Source organism: Qipengyuania sp. S6317L1, from assembly GCF_023015615.1.
Classification (GTDB): domain Bacteria; phylum Pseudomonadota; class Alphaproteobacteria; order Sphingomonadales; family Sphingomonadaceae; genus Erythrobacter.
In genome coordinates, this window is the sequence record NZ_JALKAJ010000005.1 from 447,967 (window position 1) to 472,926 (window position 24,960).

Consider the following 24,960-nt stretch of genomic DNA (forward strand, 5'->3'; position numbering starts at 1 on the left):
TTTTTGATTTTAGAGCGTTCGCATGACTGACACCAACGACTCCCGGCCAACACCCGCCGACTGGAAAGCCCTCGCTGACAAGGAAGTGAAGGGCCGCGACCTGACCTGGAACACGCCTGAAGGGTTTGAGATCAAACCGCTCTACACCGCAGAAGATCACGAGGGATGGGATCCGGGGCTCCCCGGGTTTGCGCCATTCACGCGCGGAGTAAAGGCGTCGATGTATGCAGGGCGCCCTTGGACGATCCGGCAATATGCGGGGTTCTCGACGGCTGAGGAATCAAACGCATTCTATCGCCGCAATCTGGCCGCGGGTCAGAAGGGGCTGTCGGTGGCCTTCGATCTTGCCACCCACCGTGGGTATGACAGCGACCACCCGCGCGTTGTGGGCGATGTAGGCAAGGCGGGCGTTGCGATTGATACGGTCGCGGATATGGAAATCCTGTTCGACCAAATTCCGCTCGACACCATGAGCGTTTCCATGACGATGAACGGGGCGGTTATCCCGGTTCTGGCGTTCTACATCGTTGCAGCTGAGCGTTCGGGCGTCTCCCAAGAGAAGCTGGCAGGGACCATTCAGAACGACATTCTCAAAGAGTTCATGGTCCGCAACACCTATATCTATCCGCCCGAGCCTTCGATGCGGATCATCTCTGATATCATCGGATACACATCGGCCAACATGCCGAAATTCAACAGCATTTCGATTTCAGGCTATCATATGCATGAGGCTGGCGCGACGGCGGTGCAGGAGCTTGCCTTCACCATTGCGGATGGCAAGGAATATGCGAGCCGCGCGATGGCGACAGGGCTTGATATCGATGCCTTTGCAGGGCGTTTGTCGTTCTTCTTTGGGATCGGCATGAACTTCTTCATGGAGATCGCCAAACTGCGCGCGGCGCGCACGCTTTGGTATGAGGTGATGGATGGGCTGGGCGCGAAGGCCGAGCGTTCGAAGATGCTGCGCACCCACTGCCAGACTTCCGGTGTCTCCTTGCAAGAGCAGGATCCCTACAACAACGTCATGCGCACCACGATTGAGGCGATGGCAGCGACGCTTGGTGGCACGCAAAGCTTGCACACCAACGCTCTCGACGAAGCCATCGCGCTTCCCACCGATTTCTCGGCGCGGATTGCCCGCAACACGCAATTGGTGCTTCAGGAAGAGAGCGGCATCACCAATGTCGTCGATCCGCTTGGGGGCTCGCACTATATCGAGGCGCTGACCTCGAAACTGGTCGAGGACGCCCGCGCTCTGATGGCCGAAGTCGACGAGGCTGGCGGCATGACCGCCTATGTCGCAACCGGCGCGCCCAAGGCCGCGATCGAGCGGGCGGCGGCGGAAAAGCAGACCATGGTCGATAAGGGCGAAACGGTCATTGTCGGGGTCAACAAGTACCGCAAGGACAAGGAAGACCCGATCGAAACGCTCGACATCGACAACGCAGCGGTGCGCAAGGGTCAGATCAAGCGTCTTGCCGATGTGCGGAGCAAGCGCGACGAGGCGGCGTGTCAGGCGGCGTTGAAGGCTCTCACCGAGGGCTCGGCAGCCGATGCGAACGTGCTGCAATTGGCAGTGGAAGCCGCGCGCCACGATGCGACTTTGGGCGAGATTTCCTCCGCCATGGAAGAGGTCTTTGGCCGCCATGATGCAACGCCGAAGCCTGTCTCGGGCGTTTACAAAACCGCATACGAGTTTGATCAGCGCTGGGCACAGGTCACTGACGGCGTCGAGGCAGTTGGGCGCCGCCTGGGCCGAAAGCCCCGCATGATGGTCGCCAAAATGGGCCAGGACGGCCACGACCGCGGCGCGAATGTCATCGCCAGCGCCTTTGCCGATATGGGCTTTGAGATTGTCTCAGGACCCCTGTTCCAGACGCCGGACGAGGCTTGCGCAATGGCTTTGGAGAATGATGTTGATGTGGTGGGCTGTTCAAGCCTTGCCGCCGGGCACAAGACACTGATTCCGGAACTGATCCGACTGCTCAAGGAAGCGGGTCGCCCCGATATTAAGGTCACCGCTGGGGGCGTAATCCCCGCGACAGACTATGATTTTCTTCGCGAAGCGGGTGTGCAGGGGATCTATGGGCCGGGCTCCAATGTGGTAGAGTGCGCCGCCGATATTCTCACCATGCTCGGTCACAATATGCCCCCGCTTGATGGGCTGGAAGAGGCTGCGGAGTGATCCTATCGTTACTCTCATTTGCTGTGCTCTCTGCTCAAGAATTGCCCCAAGCACAGCCTGCCCCACCTTCTAACAACGAAGTGACCGAGCCCGATTGCGTGATGCCGGTATCTGGAAGGGACATGGAGGGTTGCCGCGACCTCGCGTATCCAAGAGCTCATTTCGAGCTGGAGGCGGCTTGGGCGGATGCCTCAAAAGTCGCAAGCGACTATGATGATATGGAAGTCCCCGGGAACGCTGAGCGCCCGATGTCGAGTGCGCTGACTAGATCACATGGAAAATGGCTTAGATACCGGGATGACAATTGTCATCTAGCGATAGCGTTGTTTGAATCACGCGAGGAGCGAGGAGAGATATGGTCGGCTTGCATGGCACGACTGACGATCGCTAGAATCCAAGAGTTACGTGAGTTCACTGATCGAATAGAAAGACATCTCCGATGACCGACCTCCCCGAAGGCACGCGCCCCGAAACTCTCGCCGTCCACGCAGGCACTCAGCCTGACCCCACCACAAACGCCCGGATTACGCCGATTTATCAGACGGCGGGCTACACTTTTGACAGCCCCGAGCACGCGGCCAACCTGTTCAATCTTAGCGAGTTCGGCAACATCTATTCGCGCATTATGAACCCGACCAATGATGCGCTGGAGAAGAAGGTTGCAGCGCTCGAGGGCGGTGTGGGAGCACTCGGTGTCGCTTCGGGTCACGCGGCGCAGTTGATCGCATTCCACACGCTGATGGAGCCGGGCTGCAATATCGTCGCGGCGAAGAAGCTTTATGGCGGATCGCTTAATCAGATGGGCGAAGCTTTCCTCAAATTCGGTTGGGAAACCCGCTTCGTCGATGTCGATGATGTCGAGAATGTCCGCGCGGCGATGGATGAAAACACGCGCGCCGTCTTTATCGAGAGTCTCGCCAACCCCGGCGGCGTCGTCACCGATATCGAAGCCATCGCAGCCGCCGCTCACGAGGGCGGCGTGCCGCTGATCGTGGACAACACGATGGCGACACCTGCGCTGTGCCGTCCGTTTGAACATGGCGCAGATATTGTCACACATTCGACCACCAAGTTTCTGAACGGCCACGGAAATGCCGTGGGCGGGGTGATCGTCGATAGCGGCAATTTCGATTGGAAAGCGCAAGGCGATAAGTTCCCCTCACTGACCAAGCCAAACGGTTCGTATCACGGCGCGGTACTGGTCGATGCGTTGGAGCCCATTGGGCCAATCGCATTCATCACCGCTTGCCGCGTGCTGGGCCTGCGCGATCTTGGACCTGCCATGGCGCCGATGAATGCGTTTCTGGCGCTTACAGGTATGGAGACGCTGCATCTTCGTATGGAGCGACACTGCGCCAATGCCCACGCGCTCGCAGAGTGGCTTGAGATGCAGGACGCGGTTGAATGGGTAAGCTATGCCGGGCTCCCCGATAACCCATACAACGCGAACGCCCGAAAATACCTCGGCGGCAAAGGCGGGGCGGTGTTCACCTTTGGCCTCAAGGGCGGCTACGAAGCGGGCAAGGCCCTTGTTTCAAATGTTAAACTTTTCAGCCACTTGGCGAACATTGGTGACACACGTTCGCTAATCATTCACCCGGCATCCACCACTCATAGCCAGCTTTCTGCAGAAGATTTGGTTGCAGCGGGCGCTGGCCCGGATGTAGTGCGCGTCTCGGTCGGTATCGAGCATATCGACGATATCAAAGCCGACCTCGAACAGGCGCTAAACGCAGGATAATAATGACCCAAATTTGTAACGACTGGACACGCGAGGAAATCGCAGACCTCTTCGATCTGCCCTTCACCGAGCTGCTTTTTCAAGCTGCAAGCGTCCACCGGAACAACCACCCTCCAGAACAGATCCAGTTGTGCACGCTGTTGAGCATCAAGACCGGTGGCTGCCCAGAGGATTGTGGCTATTGCTCGCAAAGCGTGAAGGCCGATAGCGGCGTCGAGGCGACCAAGTTGATGGACGTACAAGCCGTGCTGCAACGCGCGGCTCAGGCGAAGGACCAGGGCTCGCAGCGGTTCTGCATGGGCGCCGCGTGGCGCAACCCGAAGGACCGCGATATGCCAGCGATCATCGAGATCGTGAAAGGCGTGCGCGATATGGGGCTCGAAACCTGCATGACACTTGGCATGCTTGAGCCGCATCAGGCGGACATGCTCGCCGAGGCGGGGCTCGATTATTACAACCACAACATCGATAGCAGTCCGGAATATTATGAGCGTGTGATCTCTACCCGCGATTTCCAATGCCGCCTCGATACGCTGGACAATGTGCGCAAGGCGGGCATCAATGTGTGCTCGGGCGGCATTCTTGGCATGGGCGAAACGCGCGAGGATCGGGTGGGCTTTGTCCACACGCTTGCGACGCTGGAAGAGCATCCTGAAAGCGTTCCGGTTAACGCACTGGTGCCGGTTAAGGGCACGGTGCTGGGCGATATGCTTGCCGATACGCCGATGGCAAAGATCGACGATATCGAGTTCGTGCGCACGGTTGCGGTTGCCCGTATCACGATGCCGATGTCGATGGTGCGCCTGTCTGCTGGCCGAGAGTCAATGAGCGAGGCGACGCAAGCCTTGTGTTTCCTGGCTGGCGCAAACTCGATCTTCACCGGAGACAAGCTACTCACCGCGCCCAATGCGGGCGATGACAGCGACGGGGCATTGTTTGCAAAGCTTGGCCTCACCGCGCTGCAAGGCGAAGAACCGGCCCGCGCGTGTAAACAGGCAGAGCCTGCGCAGTGATCTCGGAGATTGCGGCCCTTTTTCTGGCGCTGCAGGCTCCGTCTGATTTTTCGCCGCTTGTCGTGGGGGAGAGCGCAAACGCGACTGTCCTTGACGCAGAGCGCGAAATCAATGTCGTGCTTCCTTCAAGCTACACACAGGAGACAGAGCGCCAATGGCCGATCGTCATCATGCTGGACGGCGGGATGCAGCAGGATGTGATGATGGGTGTTGGCATCCACAATTGGAACCGTCTGTGGGGCCGCAGCAAAGAAGCCATCTGGGTCGGTATCGAGACGAAGGACAGGCAACGCGAATTGCTCCCCCCAACGCGTGATGCGGCGGAACAAAAGCGCTATCCAACGGCGGGCCAAAGCGATATTTTCCGCGCTTGGCTCGTCGATACGATGCTACCGCTGATTGCTGCTCGCTATCGCGGCAATGGCGAAGTCTATCTTGTCGGAGAAAGCGCAGCGGGGCATTTTGTTGTCGAAACCTGGGCCTCTGGTACGCACGCCTTTTCCGGATACGCTGCGATTTCGCCCAGTCTGCAATGGGATGAGCAATCCCTTTCGCGCACGGTCGCCGGACAAGAGGTCAATGACGCGCCGCTGTATATCTCCCTCGCTGATGAGGGTGGGCTGACACGGGAGGGTATCCTACGCCTCGTCGATGCGCTGCCCAAGGATCAGCGATGGTGTTTTTCCGACCGCCGCGAGGACCTTGTCCATGCAAACAGCCTGCACGGGCTTCTTCCCGAGGCGCTGCAGTTCCTGATGCCGACACCGGCCTATTGGCTGGAAGAATACGGGTTTGTGCTGCGATGTGATCGGCAGGGGCTGGCTGCTGATTAGTTCGACCCTTGGATTTTGCGTGAACGATCTTCTCCCCAAGGCACGTGGGGGAGGGCGTTTGAGGATGGGGCTAAATCGGCTGCGTGAAGATGAATGGCTTCAGCCCGAACCGGACCTTGCGGCGCGTGCAAAAGGGTTTGCGCAATGGCCCGAAGGGATTCAACTGACGCCCGAGGTGAAAGCTCCGGGCGATGAATTGGCCGCAATGCTTGGCATCAGCGGTTCGCTTGCCGAGGCGGCATTGGCGCATCACGAGGATATGTGCCTGTTGGCAAAGGGGTCGCAGGATGACCAATATCGTTTGATTGGTGCAGCTGTGGCCTGGCCCTCTGACTGGCATCCCGCAGAAAAACTCGGCCTGCCCTTACGCGCACTGCACGCGCCGATTGCAGGGTATGAGAAGCAGCTTGCGACAGGCGTCGACCGGTTCATGGATACGCTCAAACCCGGCGCAATTTATGGCCGGTGCAACTGGTTTGTCGCAGCGACCGGAAAGAAACGCTGGCTCGCCGCTGGCGATCCTCAAACGCAATTCGCCCATGTGACAGCCCAAAACGCAGGGGAAACGCTCTTCGTGCGCTCCGAACGGCAGACCCTGCGCCGTCTGCCGCAAACGGGGGCGATACTTTTCACCATCGGAATCTACGTCGAACCGCTAAGCGCGCTCAATAAGTCCAATCTTTGTAACCTTGCTGCTGCGGTGCAATCGCTTGTACATGACGAAGGTGAACGGCGCGGGGCACCAGCTTATGCCGCAGCGTTGATCGATTATTGCACGCAAAGGAATTCGTGATGTTTTCGCTCCTTCTAATCATGGCCCAGACCGCCGATTTGCCCGATTGCAATCAGGAGAAAGCGGACCAGGGCATTCAGCGTGAGATGAACATCTGTGCGCACCGCGACTATCTGATTGCCGATGCGCAGTTGAACACTCAGTGGAAGCTGACCCGCGCTGAAATGAAACGCCGCGATCGCGAAGCAGGGCAGCCCGAATGGGATGACCGGCCCGGATATTTCGACACGCTTCTCGCAGCGCAGCGCGCGTGGCTGACATATCGCGATGCCCATTGCACGAGCGAAGGATATTTCGCCCGCGGGGGAAGCCTTGAACCCCTGCTCGTATCGACCTGCAAAACTGCGCTGACCAAAAAGCGGACGGGACAATTGCGCGAGCTTGCACGCACTTCCTAGGCGGGCAAGAAACACATCCTTTGCGATAGGTTGCAAGGGGGCAGCCAACTCGGCATAGGATTGCTCTCAAACGAGAGAAGCAGAAGCGAGAGAGAATGTTTTCAAAGATTTTGGTGGCCAATCGCGGCGAGATCGCTTGTCGTGTTTTTCAGACCGCTCGCAAGATGGGGATCGCGACTGTGGCGGTCTATTCCGACGCTGACCGCAACGCACCGTTCGTTCGCATGGCGGATGAAGCGGTGCATATCGGCCCATCTCCCGCAGCTGAAAGCTATCTGCTCCCCGAAAAGATTATTGCTGCGTGTAAGGAAACGGGCGCCGAGGCGGTCCATCCGGGCTACGGCTTCCTCTCGGAACGGGCGAGCTTCGTCGAAGCGCTCGAGGCTGAAAATATCGTCTTTATCGGCCCACCAGCAGGCGCAATCGCTGCGATGGGCGACAAGATTGAATCGAAAAAGCTGGCGCGTGAAGCGGGCGTCAATGTGGTGCCGGGCTTTGTCGGAGAGATCCGTGACACCGATCACGCGGTCGAAATTTCGGATGAAATTGGCTACCCGGTGATGATGAAGGCCTCAGCTGGCGGCGGGGGCAAGGGGATGCGGCTTGCGTATTCTGAAAAGGATGTGCGCGAAGGGTTCGAAGCCACCAAGCGCGAAGGTCTCAACTCTTTTGGCGATGACCGCGTTTTTATTGAGAAATTCATCGAAAACCCGCGCCATATCGAAATCCAGATCCTCGGCGACAAGCACGGCAATACGCTTTACCTGAACGAGCGCGAGTGCTCGATCCAGCGCCGCCACCAGAAGGTGGTAGAAGAAGCGCCTTCTCCCTTCGTGACCGAGAAGATGCGCAAGGCCATGGGCGAACAATGCGTCGCTTTGGCAAAAGCCGTCGATTACCATTCTGCTGGCACGGTTGAACTGATCGTGTCGGGCGCGGATAAGACGGGTGAAAGCTTCTACTTCCTCGAAATGAACACCCGCCTTCAGGTGGAGCACCCTGTGACCGAGGCAATCACTGGCGTTGACCTTGTCGAACAGATGATACGCGTCGCTGCGGGCGAGAAGCTTGAGCTTTCCCAGGACGATATCGGCATTGATGGTTGGTCGATCGAAAACCGCGTCTATGCCGAGGACCCCTATCGCGGGTTCCTGCCTTCGACTGGTCGCCTGATCGAATATTCGCCAAGCGTCGAGGGGTGGAGTGACGATGGCGAAGTTGCTGGCAAACCGCGCCGCGGTGTTGCGCGTGGAAACGGCGGCGTACGTGTGGATGACGGCGTGTTCGAAGGGGGCGAGGTCTCCATGTTCTATGACCCGATGATCGCCAAGCTCATCACCTGGGCACCGACACGCGAAGAGGCGGCAGACCTTCAGATCGAAGCGCTAGATTCGTTCCGCATCAAAGGCCTTGGCCACAACGTCGATTTCCTTTCAGCCATCATGCAGCACGAACGTTTCCGTTCTGGCGAGCTCACCACAGGCTTTATCGCTGAAGAATATCCCGAAGGGTTCGAAGGCGCGCCAGCGAGCGAAGATCATTTGCGTCAGCTTGCCGCGCTTTTTGCAGGCGCAGAGTTCGACCGGCAGGTCCGTTCGCGGCAGATTTCAGGGCAATTGAATGGGAGCGCGAACCCTTCCTCGCATTGGATGGTAAAGATCGGCGGCCAAAGCTTCGATGTGACGCTCGAAGAGGGCGGTGCAACGGTCGACGGCCATCGGATCAACGGCACATGGGATTGGGCCGTGGGCAAGACTTTCGCCAATGTCACGGGCGATGCGATCAGCAATGGGGAAATGGTCGTTCAGGTTGAGCGTGTGGGCGTGCGCTGGCGCATCACTACGCGCGGCGCAAGCCATGAGGCGCTCGTCTTGCCTGCAAGGCTTACCGCGCACGAAGGCCATATGATCGAGAAAGAACCGCCTGATCTTTCCAAGATGCTCATTTGTCCGATGCCTGGCATGCTTGTGAAACTGCACGTGAGCGAAGGTGAAACGGTTCAGCCCGGACAGCCACTCGCCACGGTTGAGGCGATGAAGATGGAGAACATCCTGCGCGCTGAAAAAGAGGCCACGATTGCCAAGATTAACGCGGCTGAAGGCGAAAGCCTGGCGGTCGATGCGGTGATCCTCGAACTCGAGTAATCGGCGAGCCGAGGCTCCTACAGTTTGATAAAATAGAACCCGGTTGGCGTAAGATGTTAACCGCGTATCGAAATATCTTGCGCCAAATCCTTCCCGAATTGGTCAAAAGACACAGTTTTGCACGAACGAACTAGCTAGAATTGCCTAATTGATGGAGACTTGCCCCTGCGACTCGGTGGGGCGAGTGGAAGTCCAACCCTCTAGGAGGACGGTTTCATGGCTAGAAAAGGGACAGGGTTTTTCGACCGCAAGGGGCATTTTTTCAAAACGGCCCGTGAGGCAACGGCTAGCGATTTTGCCGGTTTGCTCGGACAAATCGGCGAAGGTGAGAGCCTGGCACCGGGTATAGCTCTTCTGCTTTTGGACAAGCGTGAAGAGATCGAGCGGCTGTTTGCTGAACACGATGCGATGATCGAAGACGAAAACGCCTTGGCGCTCGGTATTTCGGAGAAGGTGACGCAACTGCCGCGCCCGGTAAGCTGAACTTAAAGGTTCGCGTCAAAATCTGTCGTTGAACCCATATTGGCTACGTTCACGCCCCGTGGCAGCGAATCCGTGCGCAAGGGTCCGAAGCAAAAGCAGAATCTCTTGTGCTGGCTAATTATTGGATCGTTAGGCGCAGCTTCGACACGGGCGTATGAACCTAAAGATACGCTGCGAAATGGGCCAAAAAGCTGCACACCCGTTCTGGATTGCGCGGCCGCGGTCATGCTCAACTGTTGTTCCTTAAACAGAGGGCTGCTTTCTTGAAATCTGAAGATAGCGAGCTGGCACTAGCTGCATGATCGGGATTGACTGATCGCGTCATGCAAGCTCCTTATCCAGAAATGCGGCAACATCAGAAAGCTCGACATCGCGCGCCATGTAGGCCTCGCCAAGCCCTTTCAAAAGAAGAAATGGGAGCGTGCCCGAGCCTTCCATCTTTTTGTCATGGCGCATGTGATCGACCAGTGTCTCACCATTGCATGTAAGGCCAAGGGCTGTGATCTGCTTTGGCAGTCCGCTTGCACCGATTGCTGTGGCTGCGCGGCTTGCATCGGTATCTGAAATTTCGCCCCGGCGGGCCGAATAGCGCGCGGCCAGCACCATGCCCAGTGCGACAGCTTCACCGTGGAGCAGGCGATCGGAAAAACCCGTCTCCGCCTCCAGCGCGTGTCCGAAAGTATGACCGAGGTTGAGGAGTGCACGAACACCCGAAGTCTCGCGCTCATCCTCTGCCACGATGCGTGCTTTGGCGCGGATGCTGGTGGCGATGGCGTATTCAAGCGGCTCAGGTTCACGATCGAGGACTGCGCGAGAGTTGGCCTCGAGCCATGCAAAAAACTCGGCATCGCCTAAAAGGCCGTATTTGATGACCTCTGCGTAACCTGCTCGCATTTCGCGATCTGGCAAGGTGGCAAGGCTGTCGGTGTCGGCAAGCACGAGTGAAGGTTGGTGAAAGGCGCCGATCATGTTTTTGCCGGCGCTCGTGTTAATTGCGGTTTTTCCGCCCACCGAACTGTCGACTTGGGAAAGCAGCGTGGTGGGCAATTGCACGAAACCGCACCCGCGTTTGAGGATCGCGCTGGCAAACCCGACGAGATCGCCCACTACTCCGCCACCAAGTGCAAACACATGGTCAGAGCGCGTGATGCCCAGGGAAAGCAGCCAATCGGTGAGCCTTTCCAAACTGGCCCAACTCTTCGACGCTTCGCCCGAGGCAACATCGTACCATGCAACCTCAAGACCCGCAGCGCCAAGCGATGCCTCGATCCGGGCACCATGATGGGCGCGTGCATTCACGTCAGCGACAATGGGAACAGGGCGCGAGGCGTGACTTTCCAGAAATGGCGCGGCCAGCTGCGCTATATCGTCCAGAAGCCCTGCGCCCACCAGCACATCGTAGGAACGTCCACCCAGCTCAACCCGGATGGTTTCAGGCGTGTTTACAGCCATTTATCAATCGCTTTCAGAATGGACCACGCGGTTTCAGCATGGGGAGTGTTTGCGCTTGTGACCTTCACTTGCGCCTGGGAATAATACGGCTCACGCGCTTCATACAGATTGGTCAGGATTTCTTTCGGGTCGCCGTTTTGAAGCAAAGGGCGCGTGTCGCGGCGTGAGGTGCGCTCAACGAGGATGTCGATGTCCGAGTGAATCCACACCGCGATGGCATTGTCGAGGATCACCGCGCGGGTTTCATCATCGACAAACGCGCCTCCGCCTGTGGCGATGACCCCGCCGGTCTCCCCAATGAGGCGGGTGATGACGCGGCGTTCGCCATCGCGAAAATAGCTCTCTCCGAACTCTTTGAATATTTCCGAGATTGAACGCTGCGCAGCTTTTTCGATCTCCTCATCGGCATCGACAAAGCCGCAGCCGAGCAATTCGGCGAGTTTGCGTCCAACCGTCGATTTGCCGACCCCCATAAGACCGACGAGCACGATCGGCCTGTCGAGCCGTTTGGCTATCCGGGCTATCTCAGCTGTGTCTAATGGCGTTTCTTCACTCATTCGCGTCTCAGGCATCGCTATTTTTAAGCGTCTGGTTTCAACTTCTCTGTTCCATGCGGGCCTAGACTTGGGGTAGGGCTCACGCAATATGTCTGACGATGCAAATACATTGGGTGCGCCATCTTCTCCCCGAACCAAACGCAAGCTCGCGCTTTATCTATGCGCTGGGGCGGTCGTGATCTTGACCCTTGCTTATTTCGACGGCGGTGAAGAGCCATTGCGCCCGATTGAACAGTCCGTCTCACTTGCCTCCCTTGCGGTGGCGCGGTCATGACGCGGTCAATGAACCGGAAAATAGCGCTGCAATTGTCGGGCGTGGCGGCATTTGCGATGGCAGGAGCGTTTGGCGGCGCTGTTTTGGGCGGCTTCGCAATGGCGCAAGATGCACCCGAATCGCTGTTACCACCGGGCTTTGATGATCCGGTTCCCGCCCCTGCGCCTGCACCACCGCCCAGCGTTGGGCCTCCCGCAGGTCCAGCCCCCGCGGCCCCTGCGCCGCAAGCGGCTCCGTCTGCACCGGGTTCTGCGCCGGTCGTTCAGGCGATACCCGATGTGCCCCGGCTATCCGCTGAAGAGGCAGCCGGACTTCCAAGCCTTGAAGAACTGGAGGAGCTCACCACCGACGAGCTTGACGATCTTCTCGGGCTCAAGCCGCAATATGACATTCCCCCTGCCGCACGGCGCTCGCTTGCACGGGTGGGGGTTTTGTCACCTGCCGAAGGCGGGCTTGCGACAGGCGCGTTGGCCAAGCAACCCAGCGCGCTTGTCCGCGCTATCCTTGCCGGGACAAAGGCGCCGCTGGTTTCGCGTTGGGGGCACATTCTGGTCCGTCGCGCCTTGGTCAGCCGCTACGCAGCGCCTGAAGGGATGAATCCGGTCGAATTTGCGGCGCTTAGAGCCGGTGTCCTCAATGCCATCGGCGAATTCGGTCTGGCGCGGGCACTGGTTCAGGATATCGACACGGGCAATTGGAATGCCGGCCTGACCGATCAGGCTCTTGTCGCTTACATTGGTGCGGGCGATGTGGTGGGCTCATGCCCGGCAGTGCGCCTCCAAGGGGCCGATCGCGACGATCCGCAATGGGTCATGCTGCGGGCGATCTGCAACGCGTATGCGGGCGAGGGCGCCTTATCCTCGCGACAGCTCAATACCGCGCAAAACGAAGAGGTCGCGCCTGAGATCGATCTTCTGCTTGCGCAGCGCTACGCAGGCGCCGCCGGGCGCGGCCGGGGCGGGACCACGGTTTCGTGGGAAGGGGTTGAGGGCATCACTCCGTGGCGTTTCAGTCTCGCCAATTCGGTGGGTGAAACCATTCCCGAAGAACTTCTATCGAGCGCTGTGAACAGTCGTTCAGGGGGCTATTATCGCCTCGCCGGAGCCGCGAGTGCCGCAGTGCCATTGGACCAGCGCGTCGATTTTGCCGACTATGCGGCGACGCGGGGTGTGTTTTCGTCCAAAGCCTTGGTCAGCCTCTATTCCGAACTTTACAATAACGAGGGTTTAGGCGGTCCAGCAGCGCAGCGTGCATCGCGGCTTCGCGATGCGTATGTCGTTCTTGACCCGCAGGCTCGCATTACCGCCATGCGCGGGCTGTGGGGTGATCTTGACGGGGAAAGCGGCACGCAATTTGCCGGACATATCCTCACCGCATACGCCGCTGCACGCATCCCGCCGTCGGTCGACGCACTCGGCGATGCCGATCAACTCATCGCCTCCATGCTTGCAGCCGGGCTTGAGCGTGATGCTGCGGCCTGGAGCCCGTTTGTCGAAGAAGGCACTCTTGGTTGGGGTCTCATTGCGCTCGCGGACCCATCAGGCGGTGCGGCCAGTGTCGGGGCCGTCGATGAGTTCTTGAGCGACGATGATAGCGATGGGCAGCGCAAATCGGCTTTCCTGATCGCGGGGCTGGGTGCGCTTGGCCGTTTGCCCGCCGGTGATCTCAATGGCTATGGGGCGCAGGTCGGTGTTGATTTTGCCCGGCAGACCCGCTGGACCCGGATGATTGATCGCGCAGCGGAAGTAAAGAATCCGGCAATGGTCGCGCTGCTTGCCGGCCTTGGTATGCAAGGTGACGAATGGTCACAGATGACGCCTGTGCACCTTTACCACCTCGTCTCGGCCCTTAATCGCGTGGGACTTGAGGCCGAGGCTAGAATGATCGCCGCAGAGGCGGTCGCGCGCGGCTAATCGCGTGTCGGCGGCGACCCGCGATTTCCTCGATATGCTCGCAGCAGAGCGGGGAGCATCGGCCAATACCCTTGCCGCCTACGCCCGTGATCTGGATGGAGCAGAGGAGCTTTTGGGCGATCTGGCGAAGGCTCCGCGCGCTTCGGTCGCCAAGCTGGCAGACGCATGGAGCGATCTTGCACCCTCGACCATTGCTCGCAAAGCGTCCGCGCTCCGCCAGTTTTTCGGTTTTGCCGTTGACGAAGGCTGGCGTGAGGATGACCCCTCGGGCGCATTGCCGGCACCGCGAACCCGCCGCCCGCTTCCTAAGGTGTTGAGCCACGAAGCGGTAGATGCACTGTTCAAACGTGCCGAGCTTGAGGCAGCAGCCGGTAAGCCCACCGCAATCCGCCAATTGGCGCTCCTCGAATTGCTATATGGATCGGGCCTTCGCGCAACCGAACTGGTGAGCCTGCCGCTCAATGCAGTCCCGCGCGATGCGCCGCTTCTCACCGTCATGGGGAAGGGCGGCCAGGCGCGCATGGTCCCCATCAGCGAGCGCGCCAGGCAAGCGATCTTCACATGGCTGGAAGTGCGACCGAAAGATCCGGCCTCGCGTTTCCTTTTCCCTTCGCGCGGGGGCAAGCCGTTGACGCGCGTGCGCTTGTTTCAGATGCTAAAAGAGCTAGCCGTGCGCGCCAATCTCGATCCTTCCGGCATCAGCCCTCACGTTCTGCGCCACGCCTTTGCAACGCATCTTCTTGAGGGCGGGGCGGATCTGCGCGTTTTGCAAACGATGCTTGGCCATGCCGATATTGCGACAACGCAAATATACACCCATGTCGATGCCGCCCGTCTTGTGGAGTTGGTCAACACGCGCCACCCTCTTGCGAACAGGCCTCTTGCGAACAGGCCTCTTGCGAACAGGCCTCTTGCGAACAGGCCTCTTGCCCAACGCAGCGCAAAGCCCTAGCGAAAATCCATGATTTCTTACCTCGAATTTGAAAAACCCATCGCCAGCCTCGAGCAGCGCATCAAGGAAATGCGCACGCTTGAGAGCGACGACGGCGTCGATGTGGCCTCAGAGATTGAGCGGCTTGAGTCGAAAAGTGATGCACTGCTCGCATCGACTTATGCCTCGCTTTCCCCCTGGCAAAAAACCCAGGTGGCGCGCCATCCGCAGCGCCCTCACTTCCGCGATTACATCGAGCACGCTTTTACCGATTTCATGCCACTTGGCGGTGATCGCACTTATGCCGACGATGAAGCAATCATGGGCGGCTTTGCCAAGCTGGGAGATCGCCGTGTGATGGTGATCGGCCATGAGAAGGGCAACGACACGCAAAGCCGCATCAAGCATAATTTCGGGATGGGCAAACCCGAAGGTTACCGCAAGGCGATCCGTTTGATGGAGCTTGCCGGGCGCTTTGGTCTGCCGGTGGTGACGCTTGTCGATACATCGGGCGCTTTCCCTGGCATCGAGGCGGAAGAACGAGGACAGGCGGAAGCGATCGCGCGCTCGACCGAGGCGTGCCTTGCGCTTCCTACGCCCATGGTCTCGATTATTGTAGGTGAGGGCGGTTCAGGCGGCGCCGTGGCGCTTGCAAGCGCAGAGCGGGTCCTGATGCTCGAACACGCGGTTTATTCGGTGATTTCACCGGAAGGCTGCGCGTCGATTTTGTGGCGCACTTCCGAAAAGGCTGCCGATGCAGCGCAGGCCATGAGAATAACCGCGCAGCACCTCAAACGCCTTGGTGTGATTGACAGAATTGTAAAAGAACCTGTCGGCGGCGCGCATCGAGATGTTGCAGGGACGGCTGCAACACTCGGAAGGGTTGTCGGCGAAGAGCTTGATAAACTTGGAAAAATGGAAAGCACGGAAATTTTGGCTCTGCGAGAGAAACGCTTTTTGGAACTGGGCGGCTGATCAATTGTCTGTGAGGTAGGGGCTGTCATGGCCGCTACGGGTGTGCTTCATTTGTGAGCGACATTCGGTTTCAGAATTCAGGAGAGCCTCATGACCAATTTTCTTCGCAAGACAAAACTCGCAGGGGTTGCTTCGATCAGCCTCGCGCTGACCGCATGTGCGACCACGCCCATTCCGGGACAGACCGAGGCAATCACACAGAGCGAAGCGCAACAAGGTGCGCAATATCACCCGCAGCTTGTTGCGGAATTTGGCGGCGAGATGTCGGGGCCACTTGCGCAATATGTCGAAGAAGTGGGGAAGAATGTCGCAGTCCAATCAGGGCTTGGCGGCGCTCGTGACAGTTTCGACGTCACCCTTCTCAACAGTCCGGTGAACAACGCTTTCGCCGTGCCCGGCGGCTATGTTTACACCACGCGGCAACTTGTCGCGTTGATGGAGAGCGAGGCTGAACTTGCCGGTGTTCTTGCCCACGAAGTCGGCCACGTGACCGCGCGTCACTCCGAACGACGCATGCGAAGAGCGCAGCGCAATCAGCTGCTTGGCGGACTTGGCGCGATTTTGTCGGGCGTGCTTCTGGGCGACAGCCAGCTTGGAAATCTGATCACGCGCGGGGCCGTTACTGCGCCGCAATTCCTCAACCTTGCTTATTCTCGCGAACATGAGGAAGAATCGGACCGGCTCGGCATCGATTACATGAGCCGCGCTGGCTATGATCCAAAAGCGATGGGCGACCTGCTCGAACGGCTTGCGCGCCAGAACGAGCTTGATGCGCGTCTGCAAGGACGGTCCAGCGCGAGCCCGCCGGTTTGGGCAAGTAGCCACCCCGAGCCAGCAGCAAGGGTCAGGCTGGCGGATGCCTATGCGGAAGGAAAGCCGGGAACCGTCAGCAATCGCGACGCCTTTCTCGACCAGATCGACGGTATGATTTATGGCGACGATCCTGAACAGGGCCTCGTGGAAGGACGTGATTTCCTTCATCCGAACCTGCGTTTGCGCTTCACGGCGCCCGAGGGTTTCTACATGCTCAACGGCACAAGAGCGGTGAGCATCAATGGTGAAGGAGGACAGGCACAATTCACGACAGCGCAGTATTCCGGAGATCTGCAGCAATATATTATGCAAGCGTTCTCGGCTCTGGGCGGTGAAGACAATAGCCTCCAACCACAGCGAATCGAACGAACGCGCGTGAACGGGCTTGATGCAGCTTATGGACAAGCGCGGTTGAGCAATGGCCAGTCACAGGTTGATGTGACTGTTTTTGCTTATGAGTTTGCCAACGATCGAGCCTATCATTTCGTGACGTTTACGCCAGCTGGCGGGACGAACCCGTTCACAAGCATGTATCAGTCCGTAAGGACGCTCTCGTCGACCGAAGCAGCGCAGGTCATTCCGCGCACGCTTCGGGTTGTGACAGTGCAACGCGGTGATACCGTCTCGGGACTTGCAAGGCAGATGGCTTATGAAAACGCACGTGAAGAACGTTTCCGTGTGCTCAATGGCCTTGATGCGACAGAGCCGCTGCGTGCTGGCGACCGGGTGAAACTGGTGGTTCGGTCGCGATAAGCGACCGGGCCTTCGCCCTGATTCAAATCTGAAACGCGCAAAAGAAAAGCGGCGGGGAAATCCCCGCCGCTCTCTTTTTCGCTGGTAAGCGAGGTCGGTTTAGGAAACCGTACCAGTGCGCATACCTTCTTCGACGTCGCCGAAGGTGTTCGAGATGGTGCCGCCAAGTGCGCCCATTGCGGTGATTGCAGCGACAGCGATAAGAGCAGCGATCAGGCCGTACTCAATTGCAGTTGCGCCTTCTTCGTTGCGTGCAAGCTTGTTGATGAATTGCATTTCTAGTCTCCTGGTTTTGGTCTTCGGTACCCGTGTCCAGCTGAGTGGTTCAGTCGGACGATTTGTGGAATTAAGTGTTAGCTCTTTACAAAACCCTAATTTGCTTCAGTCGTTCTGGGCCTCAGCCCATCACAGCCACACTTTCCTCCACCACATAGTCCCACGTATTGCTGGTAATTTCCGCTACGCCATTCACCGCAGCGATCATTGCAATCACGATAAGACTACAGATCAGCCCGTACTCAACGGCGGTGGCCCCGGAATTGTCGTTCCCAATGTGCTTAAGGAAGCTGGTCAATTTCATGTGGTCACCCGTTAAAACGCTTCTGACAGCGCCTAAAATTGCGCCAACGCGTTAAAAAAAGACTAAGAGAGCTGCCCGAAGTGGAAAAAAAACCGACATGACAGCCGATCCGATATACGTAGTGGCAGGAGCATTGAGCAGCGGCGAAGACCGTTTCCTTATGCATCTAAGGCCCGAAGAAAAAGCGCATGGCGGCCTATGGGAATTTCCGGGGGGGAAGGTGGAACCCACTGAAATACCGGTAGAAGCCCTCATAAGGGAACTTCACGAGGAGCTTGGTATAGTTGTTGAAGCTTCTGCCTGTGAGCCCGCAGGTTTTGCTGAAGATCGCCGCCAATCGGGGCAGCGTCCGATTGTCATTCTGCTTTACACTATTACCGATTGGATCGGCGAACCGCGCGCATTGGAGGGCGGAGCGGTGAAGTGGTTTTCGCAATCGGAGATAATGGAACTTGCAAAACCACCACTGGATGAAAGCCTGTCCGCGCGCCTGTTTCGTGCGTGAACCTCGCAAAAGGAGGCTTCTCACAAGGGATCATCAAAATTTTTGGCTAATTGAGCGCTTTTTCCCGAAAGAGGGTGTTGCCAAGTGTGAAAGGTCGCCGTATGTGCCGCATCTCTCGCGCGCCAGTAGCTCAGCTGGATAGAGTACCTGACTACGAATCAGGCGGCCGGAGGTTCGAATCCTTCCTGGCGCGCCAAGAAAACCCATCCCCGCAAAACGGGGGTGGGTTTTTTTGTTTGTGCGCACGTGCGTGCGGGATCGTCCAACGCGGAACCTTTGGCGGCCGTGGCGGTAGATATGGTGAAATTAACGCTACCCCCACGGAGTTACCATGAGCGACCAAGCCAAGATCCTGACCCGCATCGAAGAAGACCACAACCGCCAACGCGAATTGCTGGACAAAATCGCCGAGACATCAGGCGACAGCGAAGAGCGTCGCAAACTGTTTGAAGAGCTCAACGCAGAGCTAAAAAGCCACGCGGCAGCCGAAGAACAATCGCTTTACGCGGAAATGATCGCAGAGCCTGATGCCAATGACGAAACCCGTCACTCCGTTGCCGAGCACCATGAAATTGACGAAATGCTCAATGATCTTGCTGCGACCGACATGAGCTCGCCGGGATGGTTGTTGAAGTTCAAGGAGTTCGACCACCGCTATCGTCACCATATCAACGAAGAAGAGGAAGACCACTTCCCTGACTTCGAAGAACTGATCGACGAAGAAACCGACGCCAAGCTTACCAAGACGTTTGAAGAGCGCAAAAAGGTCGAAAAGGAAGAGGCCGAGATCACGCCGGTCGCGGCGGATGACGCCAAGGAATAAATCCACCAAAGCCGTACTAGGCCACGAAAAGCCCTCCGCTCACGCGGGGGGCTTTTTTATGTCGAGCATTTCGGCCCGTGCCTGACCGGGTTCTGCGCCCAACCAATCTTCGTGCAATTTTCAGCTTTTTGCCTATATCAATGGAAGGGGGCAGCCTATCTCGGTTGCAATCGATACATCGCCTCGAAGAGATTGGGCTTCACGTGCAAACTTTGCACGGAACGATCTGAGCGCGCAGCGATTTTTACCCTTGGGATGTCGAAAGGAAGTATAACGGGCCGCAAGCCGGGTCGACTTGCTTGCCAGGAATATGCCGCTTGTCGGCAACAAAAAGGTAATGCCATGAACTACATGAACCCGCACGATGCGGCTGATTTTGATCCGGAGAATCCATTGAGCAAACCCGATGTGCCCGAAGATGTTCAAGAAGCTGTGCGTACGTTGTTGCGCTGGGCGGGCGATGATCCCAGTCGTGAAGGATTGATCGACACACCCAAGCGCGTCGGCCGCGCGTGGCTGGAATACTGCCGCGGCAATCAGGAAGATCCTGCCATTCACCTCTCGCGCATTTTCGAAGAGGTGGGCGGTTATGAAGAGATCGTGCTTCTCAAAGACATCCCGTTCCAATCGCATTGTGAACACCACATGGCGCCGATCACAGGCAAAGCACACATCGCTTACTTGCCCGATCAAAAGGTCGTCGGCATTTCAAAGCTTGCCCGCGTGCTTCACGGCTATGCCAACCGCTTGCAGGTGCAAGAGCGTCTGACGGCTGAGGTTGCCGAGTGCATCTGGAACAATCTTGAACCACGCGGTGTCGCGGTGGTGATTGAAGCTGAACACGGCTGCATGACAGGTCGAGGTGTGAAAGTGCACGAGGTCGAAATGTTGACCAGCCGCATGATGGGCTGTTTTCTCGATGACGCGGCAAGCCGCAAGGAAGTGCTGGGGCTGATGGGTTATTGAGGCGCGGGGGCTTCGGCTTCGATCAACTCGTCGATCCACGTGATCCGGGCTTCTAATTGAAGCTGGGCGCCCCTGGTCGCCAACGCTCCCATTGTATCTGCATCTTTTTCGCATCGTCGCATTTGCAGCTTGGTCTGTTCCAGCCCTTGTTCTGATAGGCTTCGCCATCTCCGCAATAGTTCAAGTCTCTGATCCCGTGTGAGGTTGCCAAACGCAAAAGCTCTTGTGCGCATCGGATCTGTGTTTGCGGCAAGAGAGGTTGGATTGCTATCTTCGACCCACCGCTTCATTTCATCTGCGCCTGCTGCTGTTAAGCTCAGAAGGATAGTTCCCCTGCGATCTTCTGGCCTTGCGTCCTCACGCAGCAACCCATCCTTGGTAAGGCGTTTTACCAGCGGATAGACTGCGCCTGCGCTTGCACTCCAGCTGTGAGTGGCGGCTGCCTCGAACTCTTTTCGTATTCGGTAGGCGCTTAGCGGCTGCCGACGCGCGATCACGCTCAGAACCGCTCCCTCCAACTCGGTGAGCATTTGTTTTCGTTTCATCTTCGACACTGGCGATATAGTACGATTAGCACTAAATAGTTCGAATCGAATTATTCGCAATCACCTGAGAGTGCGCTGGATGAGAGCTTGGCTGCAAACCAAAACCGGCATGATCTGCGCGTGGGCCGCTGCATTTGCCCCGCTGTTCTTCGTGTCGGACTTGGCCGAGCTGCTTTGGCTGACATTCACAGCTGCAGCCCTGATTTTTATCAAAGCTTCACGCCAGTCGACCTTTCAGTGGGTTTACAAAAGCATCCCGATCTCAGTGGCGATTGGCAGCGCAGCGGGATTTTTGGTCTTTGCCCTCGATTTTCCTCTCACGCCGATACTGGAGAAAGCGACCTCGTCGAAGCTTGATCTATCGCAGCTTGAGGGACTTCATGGTGGCACAGGCCTTTATTTCGAGTGGATGCTCAAGGGCATTTTGCTTGGCGGAATTCTCGAAGAAGTTTTCTTTCGGGGTTTTCTTGTTGGCTGGGGCTCCGATCTTTTCGGCAAGAAGTGGGTATGGCCCGTCGCGATCATTGTCGCGGTCCTGTTTGGCCTTGGTCATTCCAATCAAGCACTCGTTGGCCAGATATTGACCGGAATCGCGGGATTGGTTTTTGGCTTCACATACGTCGCGTGTGGCTGCAAATTGCTGCCAGCTATTATTGCTCACGCGACGGCGAACGCTTTGACGATCACAAAGATCTACCTCTTTGGATTTGGCTAAGCGCGCTCTTCGGATTGATGGTTTCGAAAAAGGCCGCCAATAAGACAGGCATGAGCTACGACGATATAGAACCCGTCCTTTCCGCTGATCAACTGGTCGATTTCTTTTGCGAGGCATTCCCGGATCAGGACCGGTCCGCACACGATTTTGTCGAGATAAAGTCGGGCTTCTTGAGGCTGCGCCAACCGGCAGAGCATTCCATGCTGCGTCCTGGCGGCATTATCTCCGGTCCCACACAAATGGCGGTGGCCGACCGCGCTGCCTATGCGGTGATTTTGGCGCATATCGGAATTGTCCCGATGGCAGTGACGTCCAATCTCAATATGAGTTTTCTTCGCGGCGTAGAGGCGCGCGACTTTTTCGCAGACGCCTCGCTCATCAAGCTGGGTCGCAGGCTGGCGACAGTCGATGTGCGGCTTTGGCAGGATGACCCTGCGCGCGTTGCGGCGCAATCGACCGTGACCTACGCGCTGCCTGATCGTTAAGGGACAGTCCAAAAAAGAAAGGGCGCCTCAATCGAGACACCCTTCCTCAAAATACCAAAGTCGACGAATTACATCTGGCCGAGCATATGCTCCGCGCTCGACACCTTGAAATCGCCGGGCTCTTCAATGTTCAATTGGGTGACGGTGCCATCTTCGATCACCATGGAAAAACGCTGGCCACGCTTGCCCAGGCCAAAGCCTGAGCCGTCCATCGTCAGCCCCACTGCTTCAACGAATTCTGCATTACCATCAGCGAGCATAGTGATGTCGTCAGACCCTGCCGCCTCGTTCCAAGCGCCCATGACGAACGCATCGTTGACCGCCGTGCCGACGATCTCATCGACGCCTTTGGCTTTGAGATCATCGGCCTTCTCGACAAAGCCGGGAAGGTGCTTGGCAGAACAGGTTGGGGTAAAGGCGCCGGGCACAGAGAACAAAGCGACTTTCTTACCGGCAAAATATTCCGAGGCTTTGACGGGTTGAGGGCCGTCCGGGGTGGCTTTCACCATGTTCACTTCTGGCACTTTATCGCCGACTGAAATTGTCATCACTGTCTCCTGTATCGATCTCGCACGGGGCATACGGACTCGCCCTTAGAAGGGCGTTCCGCTTTGGGTTCCGAGCCAATATAGGGCCTTGCGACAAACTCACAAACTGTGATTTTTCAAGGGCCAACTTGGTTGATTTCGCTTTACCTCACATATTGAATTTCGGGTAAATCAGCGCAGCGATCCTCAAGGGCGTGATGGACCACACGATGCCCTTGGAAATGACAAATGACACAACAAATACGCGCCGCAGCCGGTGAAGGCTCAAGCCCGGTCAAAGGCAATGCACGGCCATGGGGAGCGGTTGCCGGGTTCGTTCTGGCCGCTGCTTTGTCCAGTTCGCCAGCAAGCGCGAAAAGCGAATTTGAGGATGCCCATTCGCTGCGGAGCCTCGACATTATGCTTATGGTGACATCGCTGAGATGCCGCACCGGGGCGCACGATTTTCGCAGCGACTACCACCGTTTCTCCGCTGCGAATCTGGAACATCTGAACGATGCGGGCAGCACCTTGAAGCGCAGCCTTGCTAATAGTTTTGGCGAGCGTAATCCGGCACGCGCGCTTGATCGCATGGGCGTTAAAATCGCCAACAGTTATGGCGACGGACATCCTTGGCTGTCTTGTGCCGAGCTAAAGCAGGTGGCGCAGGACCTTTCGCGTGCGAGCGATGCGCAAAGCTTGGTTAGAAGCGCACGTTATTTGTTGGGTGCGGCGCGTCAGCACTCCCACGACAACGCGCAAGTCGCGACGAAGAAGGGAGGCGAGGTCGCACCGCAGATCGCCCGAAGCAGCGAGAATGTTCGGCTGTCCTACGATATGAGCGCGCAGTGGGAGATCCGGCCCTAGCGGCGAACGAGCGGTGGCCTCGAAGGCGCTTCATATCAAGATATAAAGAAAACTTTATATTGTGATTGCCCGTGAGCGGGTTGGCGGCTATGGACGCGCCAGCTTTAGGCGTGTCAGGCGTGATGCCACGCAGCGCCTCCCATGAGACGACAGGAGATGGCCCGTGGCCACCGCAGTGCAATCCCACGAATATGTGATCAAAGATATCGGCCTTGCTCAATTTGGCCGCGATGAAATCGCAATTGCTGAAACTGAAATGCCGGGCTTGATGGCTCTGCGCGAGGAATACGGCGCTGCGCAGCCATTGAAGGGCGCGCGCGTCACCGGTTCGCTCCACATGACCATTCAGACCGCTGTCCTGATCGAGACCCTGGTGGCTCTGGGCGCTGAGGTGCGCTGGGCGACCTGCAACATATTCTCGACCCAGGATCACGCAGCCGCTGCGATTGCCGATCAAGGCATCCCGGTGTTTGCCATCAAAGGTGAAACGCTCGGAGATTACTGGGACTATGTCGGCCGCATTTTCGATTGGTCGAGCGAAGCCGACCCGGAGCTGACCGCGAACATGATCCTCGACGACGGCGGAGATGCAACGATGTTTGCGCTATGGGGCGCCCGCATTGAAGCCGGCGAAGAAATGCCAGCGCCCGCGAACGCCGAGGAAATCGAATTTCAGCGCGCTCTCAAAGCATTCGTTGCGGCAAAGCCCGGATATCTCACCAAGTCGGTGCAGACCATCAAGGGCGTTTCGGAAGAAACCACCACGGGCGTTATGCGCCTTTACCAGATCGCGAAGGCGGGCAAGCTTCCGTTCCCGGCGATCAACGTCAATGACAGCGTGACCAAATCCAAGTTCGACAACCTTTATGGTTGTAAGGAAAGCCTCGTCGATGCCATCCGCCGTGCAACCGACGTGATGCTTGCCGGTAAAGTCGCCTGCGTTGCTGGATATGGCGATGTGGGCAAGGGTTCTGCCGCGTCTCTGCGTGATGGCGGGGCGCGTGTCATGGTGACCGAAATCGACCCGATCTGCGCGCTTCAGGCGGCGATGGATGGCTATGAGGTCGTCTCGATGGAGGAAGCGAGCAAGCGTGCCGACATCTTCGTGACCGCGACCGGCAATGAAGACGTCATCACCGGCGAGCACATGAAGAACATGAAGAACATGGCCATCGTGTGCAACATCGGTCACTTCGATTCCGAGATCCAGATTTCCGCGCTCGACAATTACGACTGGAAAGAAATCAAGGAAGGCACCGATATGGTGACCATGCCCGACGGCAACAGCTTGCTGATCCTTGCGAAGGGCCGTCTGGTGAACCTGGGCTGTGCCACGGGTCACCCGAGCTTTGTGATGAGTGCAAGCTTCACCAACCAGACGCTTGCCCAGATTGAGCTTTTCACAAAGGCCGACGAATACAAGAACGATGTGTATGTCCTGCCAAAGCATCTCGACGAGAAGGTCGCTGCTTTGCACCTCGAAAAGCTGGGTGTTCATTTGAGCAAGCTCAGCCAGACACAGGCTGACTACATTGGCGTGCCGAAAGACGGTCCGTTCAAACCGGATCACTATCGCTACTGATTGGTGTAATTAGTCCTTTGCCGGCCATTCGCCGCGAAATTGGAGCCCCCGGTCGTCATAGGGATCAAACCCTGTGCAATTCAGGGGGTTTTTGCGTGTGCGACCCG

General features: G+C 57.6%; 25 protein-coding genes and 1 tRNA gene. 20 read left to right on the top strand and 6 right to left on the bottom strand.

Going from position 1 to position 24,960, the window contains the following annotated elements:
- The first annotated feature begins 22 nt into the window (after nt 1–22).
- The 8 genes from scpA to MWU38_RS13795 all read left to right on the top strand — a co-directional run bounded on the left by scpA (nt 23) and on the right by MWU38_RS13795 (nt 9,590).
- Entirely contained in the window at nt 23–2,185 is a 2,163-nt protein-coding gene (gene scpA, locus MWU38_RS13760) for a methylmalonyl-CoA mutase (protein ID WP_247272369.1), read from the top strand.
- A gap of 439 nt (nt 2,186–2,624) precedes the next feature.
- Nucleotides 2,625–3,926 carry an O-acetylhomoserine aminocarboxypropyltransferase gene (locus MWU38_RS13765; RefSeq protein ID WP_247272370.1) on the top strand — a complete coding sequence of 434 codons (1,302 nt, stop codon included), beginning with the start codon at nt 2,625–2,627 and terminating at the stop codon, nt 3,924–3,926.
- Nucleotides 3,927–3,928: 2 nt separating this feature from the next.
- The gene (gene bioB / locus MWU38_RS13770; protein WP_247272371.1) at nt 3,929–4,939 is read left to right on the top strand and encodes a biotin synthase BioB; all 1,011 of its coding nucleotides are present in this window, start codon (nt 3,929–3,931) and stop codon (nt 4,937–4,939) included.
- Entirely contained in the window at nt 4,936–5,772 is an 837-nt protein-coding gene (locus MWU38_RS13775) for an alpha/beta hydrolase-fold protein (RefSeq protein ID WP_247272372.1), read from the top strand. The genes bioB and MWU38_RS13775 overlap by 4 nt, the downstream gene beginning before the upstream one ends.
- Nucleotides 5,773–5,836: 64 nt before the next feature.
- The gene (locus MWU38_RS13780) at nt 5,837–6,565 is read left to right on the top strand and encodes a DUF3445 domain-containing protein (protein WP_247272373.1); all 729 of its coding nucleotides are present in this window, start codon (nt 5,837–5,839) and stop codon (nt 6,563–6,565) included.
- On the top strand, nt 6,565–6,963 hold the full coding sequence (locus MWU38_RS13785; RefSeq protein WP_247272374.1) for a lysozyme inhibitor LprI family protein: 399 nt from the start codon (nt 6,565–6,567) through the stop codon (nt 6,961–6,963). The genes MWU38_RS13780 and MWU38_RS13785 overlap by 1 nt, the downstream gene beginning before the upstream one ends.
- Before the next feature lie 95 nt (nt 6,964–7,058).
- Nucleotides 7,059–9,107 carry an acetyl/propionyl/methylcrotonyl-CoA carboxylase subunit alpha gene (locus MWU38_RS13790; RefSeq protein ID WP_247272375.1) on the top strand — a complete coding sequence of 683 codons (2,049 nt, stop codon included), beginning with the start codon at nt 7,059–7,061 and terminating at the stop codon, nt 9,105–9,107.
- Nucleotides 9,108–9,323: 216 nt separating this feature from the next.
- Nucleotides 9,324–9,590, top strand: coding sequence for a hypothetical protein (locus MWU38_RS13795; RefSeq protein ID WP_247272376.1), 267 nt, complete (start codon nt 9,324–9,326; stop codon nt 9,588–9,590).
- A 321-nt stretch (nt 9,591–9,911) separates the two neighbouring features.
- Here the strand turns inward: MWU38_RS13795 and aroB are convergent, their stop codons facing one another.
- Together aroB and MWU38_RS13805 are read right to left on the bottom strand one after the other, a co-directional pair.
- Complete coding sequence (gene aroB / locus MWU38_RS13800) at nt 9,912–11,042, bottom strand: 3-dehydroquinate synthase (protein WP_247272377.1); 1,131 nt, start codon at nt 11,040–11,042, stop codon at nt 9,912–9,914.
- Nucleotides 11,033–11,599 (bottom strand): shikimate kinase, encoded by a 567-nt coding sequence (locus MWU38_RS13805; protein ID WP_247272378.1) that lies wholly within the window; start codon nt 11,597–11,599, stop codon nt 11,033–11,035. The genes aroB and MWU38_RS13805 overlap by 10 nt, the downstream gene beginning before the upstream one ends.
- A gap of 282 nt (nt 11,600–11,881) precedes the next feature.
- Between MWU38_RS13805 and MWU38_RS13810 the strand changes: the two genes are divergently transcribed.
- The 4 genes from MWU38_RS13810 (at nt 11,882) to MWU38_RS13825 (ending at nt 17,258) form a co-directional block, all read left to right on the top strand.
- Complete coding sequence (locus tag MWU38_RS13810; RefSeq protein ID WP_247272379.1) at nt 11,882–13,786, top strand: hypothetical protein; 1,905 nt, start codon at nt 11,882–11,884, stop codon at nt 13,784–13,786.
- Nucleotides 13,787–13,790: 4 nt separating this feature from the next.
- Nucleotides 13,791–14,738 (top strand): tyrosine recombinase, encoded by a 948-nt coding sequence (locus tag MWU38_RS13815; RefSeq protein ID WP_348646908.1) that lies wholly within the window; start codon nt 13,791–13,793, stop codon nt 14,736–14,738.
- A gap of 9 nt (nt 14,739–14,747) precedes the next feature.
- Nucleotides 14,748–15,692: an acetyl-CoA carboxylase carboxyltransferase subunit alpha gene (locus MWU38_RS13820; RefSeq protein ID WP_247272380.1), complete on the top strand. Its 945-nt coding sequence runs from the start codon at nt 14,748–14,750 to the stop codon at nt 15,690–15,692.
- Between the two features lie 90 nt (nt 15,693–15,782).
- A complete protein-coding gene (locus MWU38_RS13825) occupies nt 15,783–17,258 on the top strand; it encodes a M48 family metalloprotease (RefSeq protein ID WP_247272381.1) in 1,476 nt (491 codons plus the stop codon).
- A gap of 99 nt (nt 17,259–17,357) precedes the next feature.
- Here the strand turns inward: MWU38_RS13825 and MWU38_RS13830 are convergent, their stop codons facing one another.
- Entirely contained in the window at nt 17,358–17,534 is a 177-nt protein-coding gene (locus tag MWU38_RS13830) for a Flp family type IVb pilin (protein ID WP_247272382.1), read from the bottom strand.
- Nucleotides 17,535–17,655: 121 nt separating this feature from the next.
- Nucleotides 17,656–17,838 (bottom strand): Flp family type IVb pilin, encoded by a 183-nt coding sequence (locus MWU38_RS13835; protein ID WP_223070676.1) that lies wholly within the window; start codon nt 17,836–17,838, stop codon nt 17,656–17,658.
- A 97-nt stretch (nt 17,839–17,935) separates the two neighbouring features.
- Here MWU38_RS13835 and MWU38_RS13840 point away from each other — a divergent pair, with 97 nt between their 5' ends.
- From MWU38_RS13840 to folE, 4 genes are all read left to right on the top strand, one after another.
- Entirely contained in the window at nt 17,936–18,343 is a 408-nt protein-coding gene (locus MWU38_RS13840; protein ID WP_247272383.1) for a (deoxy)nucleoside triphosphate pyrophosphohydrolase, read from the top strand.
- A 119-nt stretch (nt 18,344–18,462) separates the two neighbouring features.
- Nucleotides 18,463–18,539: transfer RNA gene (locus MWU38_RS13845), tRNA-Arg, on the top strand.
- 135 nt (nt 18,540–18,674) lie between these two features.
- Nucleotides 18,675–19,166 carry a hemerythrin domain-containing protein gene (locus MWU38_RS13850; protein ID WP_247272384.1) on the top strand — a complete coding sequence of 164 codons (492 nt, stop codon included), beginning with the start codon at nt 18,675–18,677 and terminating at the stop codon, nt 19,164–19,166.
- A 351-nt stretch (nt 19,167–19,517) separates the two neighbouring features.
- On the top strand, nt 19,518–20,132 hold the full coding sequence (gene folE / locus MWU38_RS13855) for a GTP cyclohydrolase I FolE (protein WP_247272606.1): 615 nt from the start codon (nt 19,518–19,520) through the stop codon (nt 20,130–20,132).
- Here the strand turns inward: folE and MWU38_RS13860 are convergent.
- Nucleotides 20,126–20,677 (bottom strand): PadR family transcriptional regulator, encoded by a 552-nt coding sequence (locus tag MWU38_RS13860; protein ID WP_247272385.1) that lies wholly within the window; start codon nt 20,675–20,677, stop codon nt 20,126–20,128. The two genes, folE and MWU38_RS13860, sit on opposite strands and share 7 nt — an antisense overlap.
- Between MWU38_RS13860 and MWU38_RS14995 the strand changes: the two genes are divergently transcribed.
- Together MWU38_RS14995 and MWU38_RS13870 are read left to right on the top strand one after the other, a co-directional pair.
- The gene (locus MWU38_RS14995) at nt 20,655–21,392 is read left to right on the top strand and encodes a CPBP family intramembrane glutamic endopeptidase (RefSeq protein ID WP_247272386.1); all 738 of its coding nucleotides are present in this window, start codon (nt 20,655–20,657) and stop codon (nt 21,390–21,392) included. The genes MWU38_RS13860 and MWU38_RS14995 overlap by 23 nt on opposite strands.
- A 50-nt stretch (nt 21,393–21,442) precedes the next feature.
- Nucleotides 21,443–21,877, top strand: a complete 435-nt coding sequence (locus tag MWU38_RS13870; RefSeq protein WP_247272387.1) for a PaaI family thioesterase — start codon at nt 21,443–21,445, stop codon at nt 21,875–21,877.
- 68 nt (nt 21,878–21,945) lie between these two features.
- Here MWU38_RS13870 and MWU38_RS13875 read toward each other — a convergent pair whose 3' ends face one another.
- A complete protein-coding gene (locus MWU38_RS13875; protein WP_247272388.1) occupies nt 21,946–22,425 on the bottom strand; it encodes a peroxiredoxin in 480 nt (159 codons plus the stop codon).
- Nucleotides 22,426–22,653: 228 nt separating this feature from the next.
- Between MWU38_RS13875 and MWU38_RS13880 the strand changes: the two genes are divergently transcribed.
- Both MWU38_RS13880 and ahcY read left to right on the top strand, forming a co-directional pair.
- Entirely contained in the window at nt 22,654–23,271 is a 618-nt protein-coding gene (locus MWU38_RS13880; RefSeq protein ID WP_247272389.1) for an S-adenosyl-L-homocysteine hydrolase, read from the top strand.
- A 163-nt stretch (nt 23,272–23,434) separates the two neighbouring features.
- Entirely contained in the window at nt 23,435–24,853 is a 1,419-nt protein-coding gene (gene ahcY / locus MWU38_RS13885; RefSeq protein WP_247272390.1) for an adenosylhomocysteinase, read from the top strand.
- The last annotated feature ends 107 nt before the right edge of the window (nt 24,854–24,960 follow it).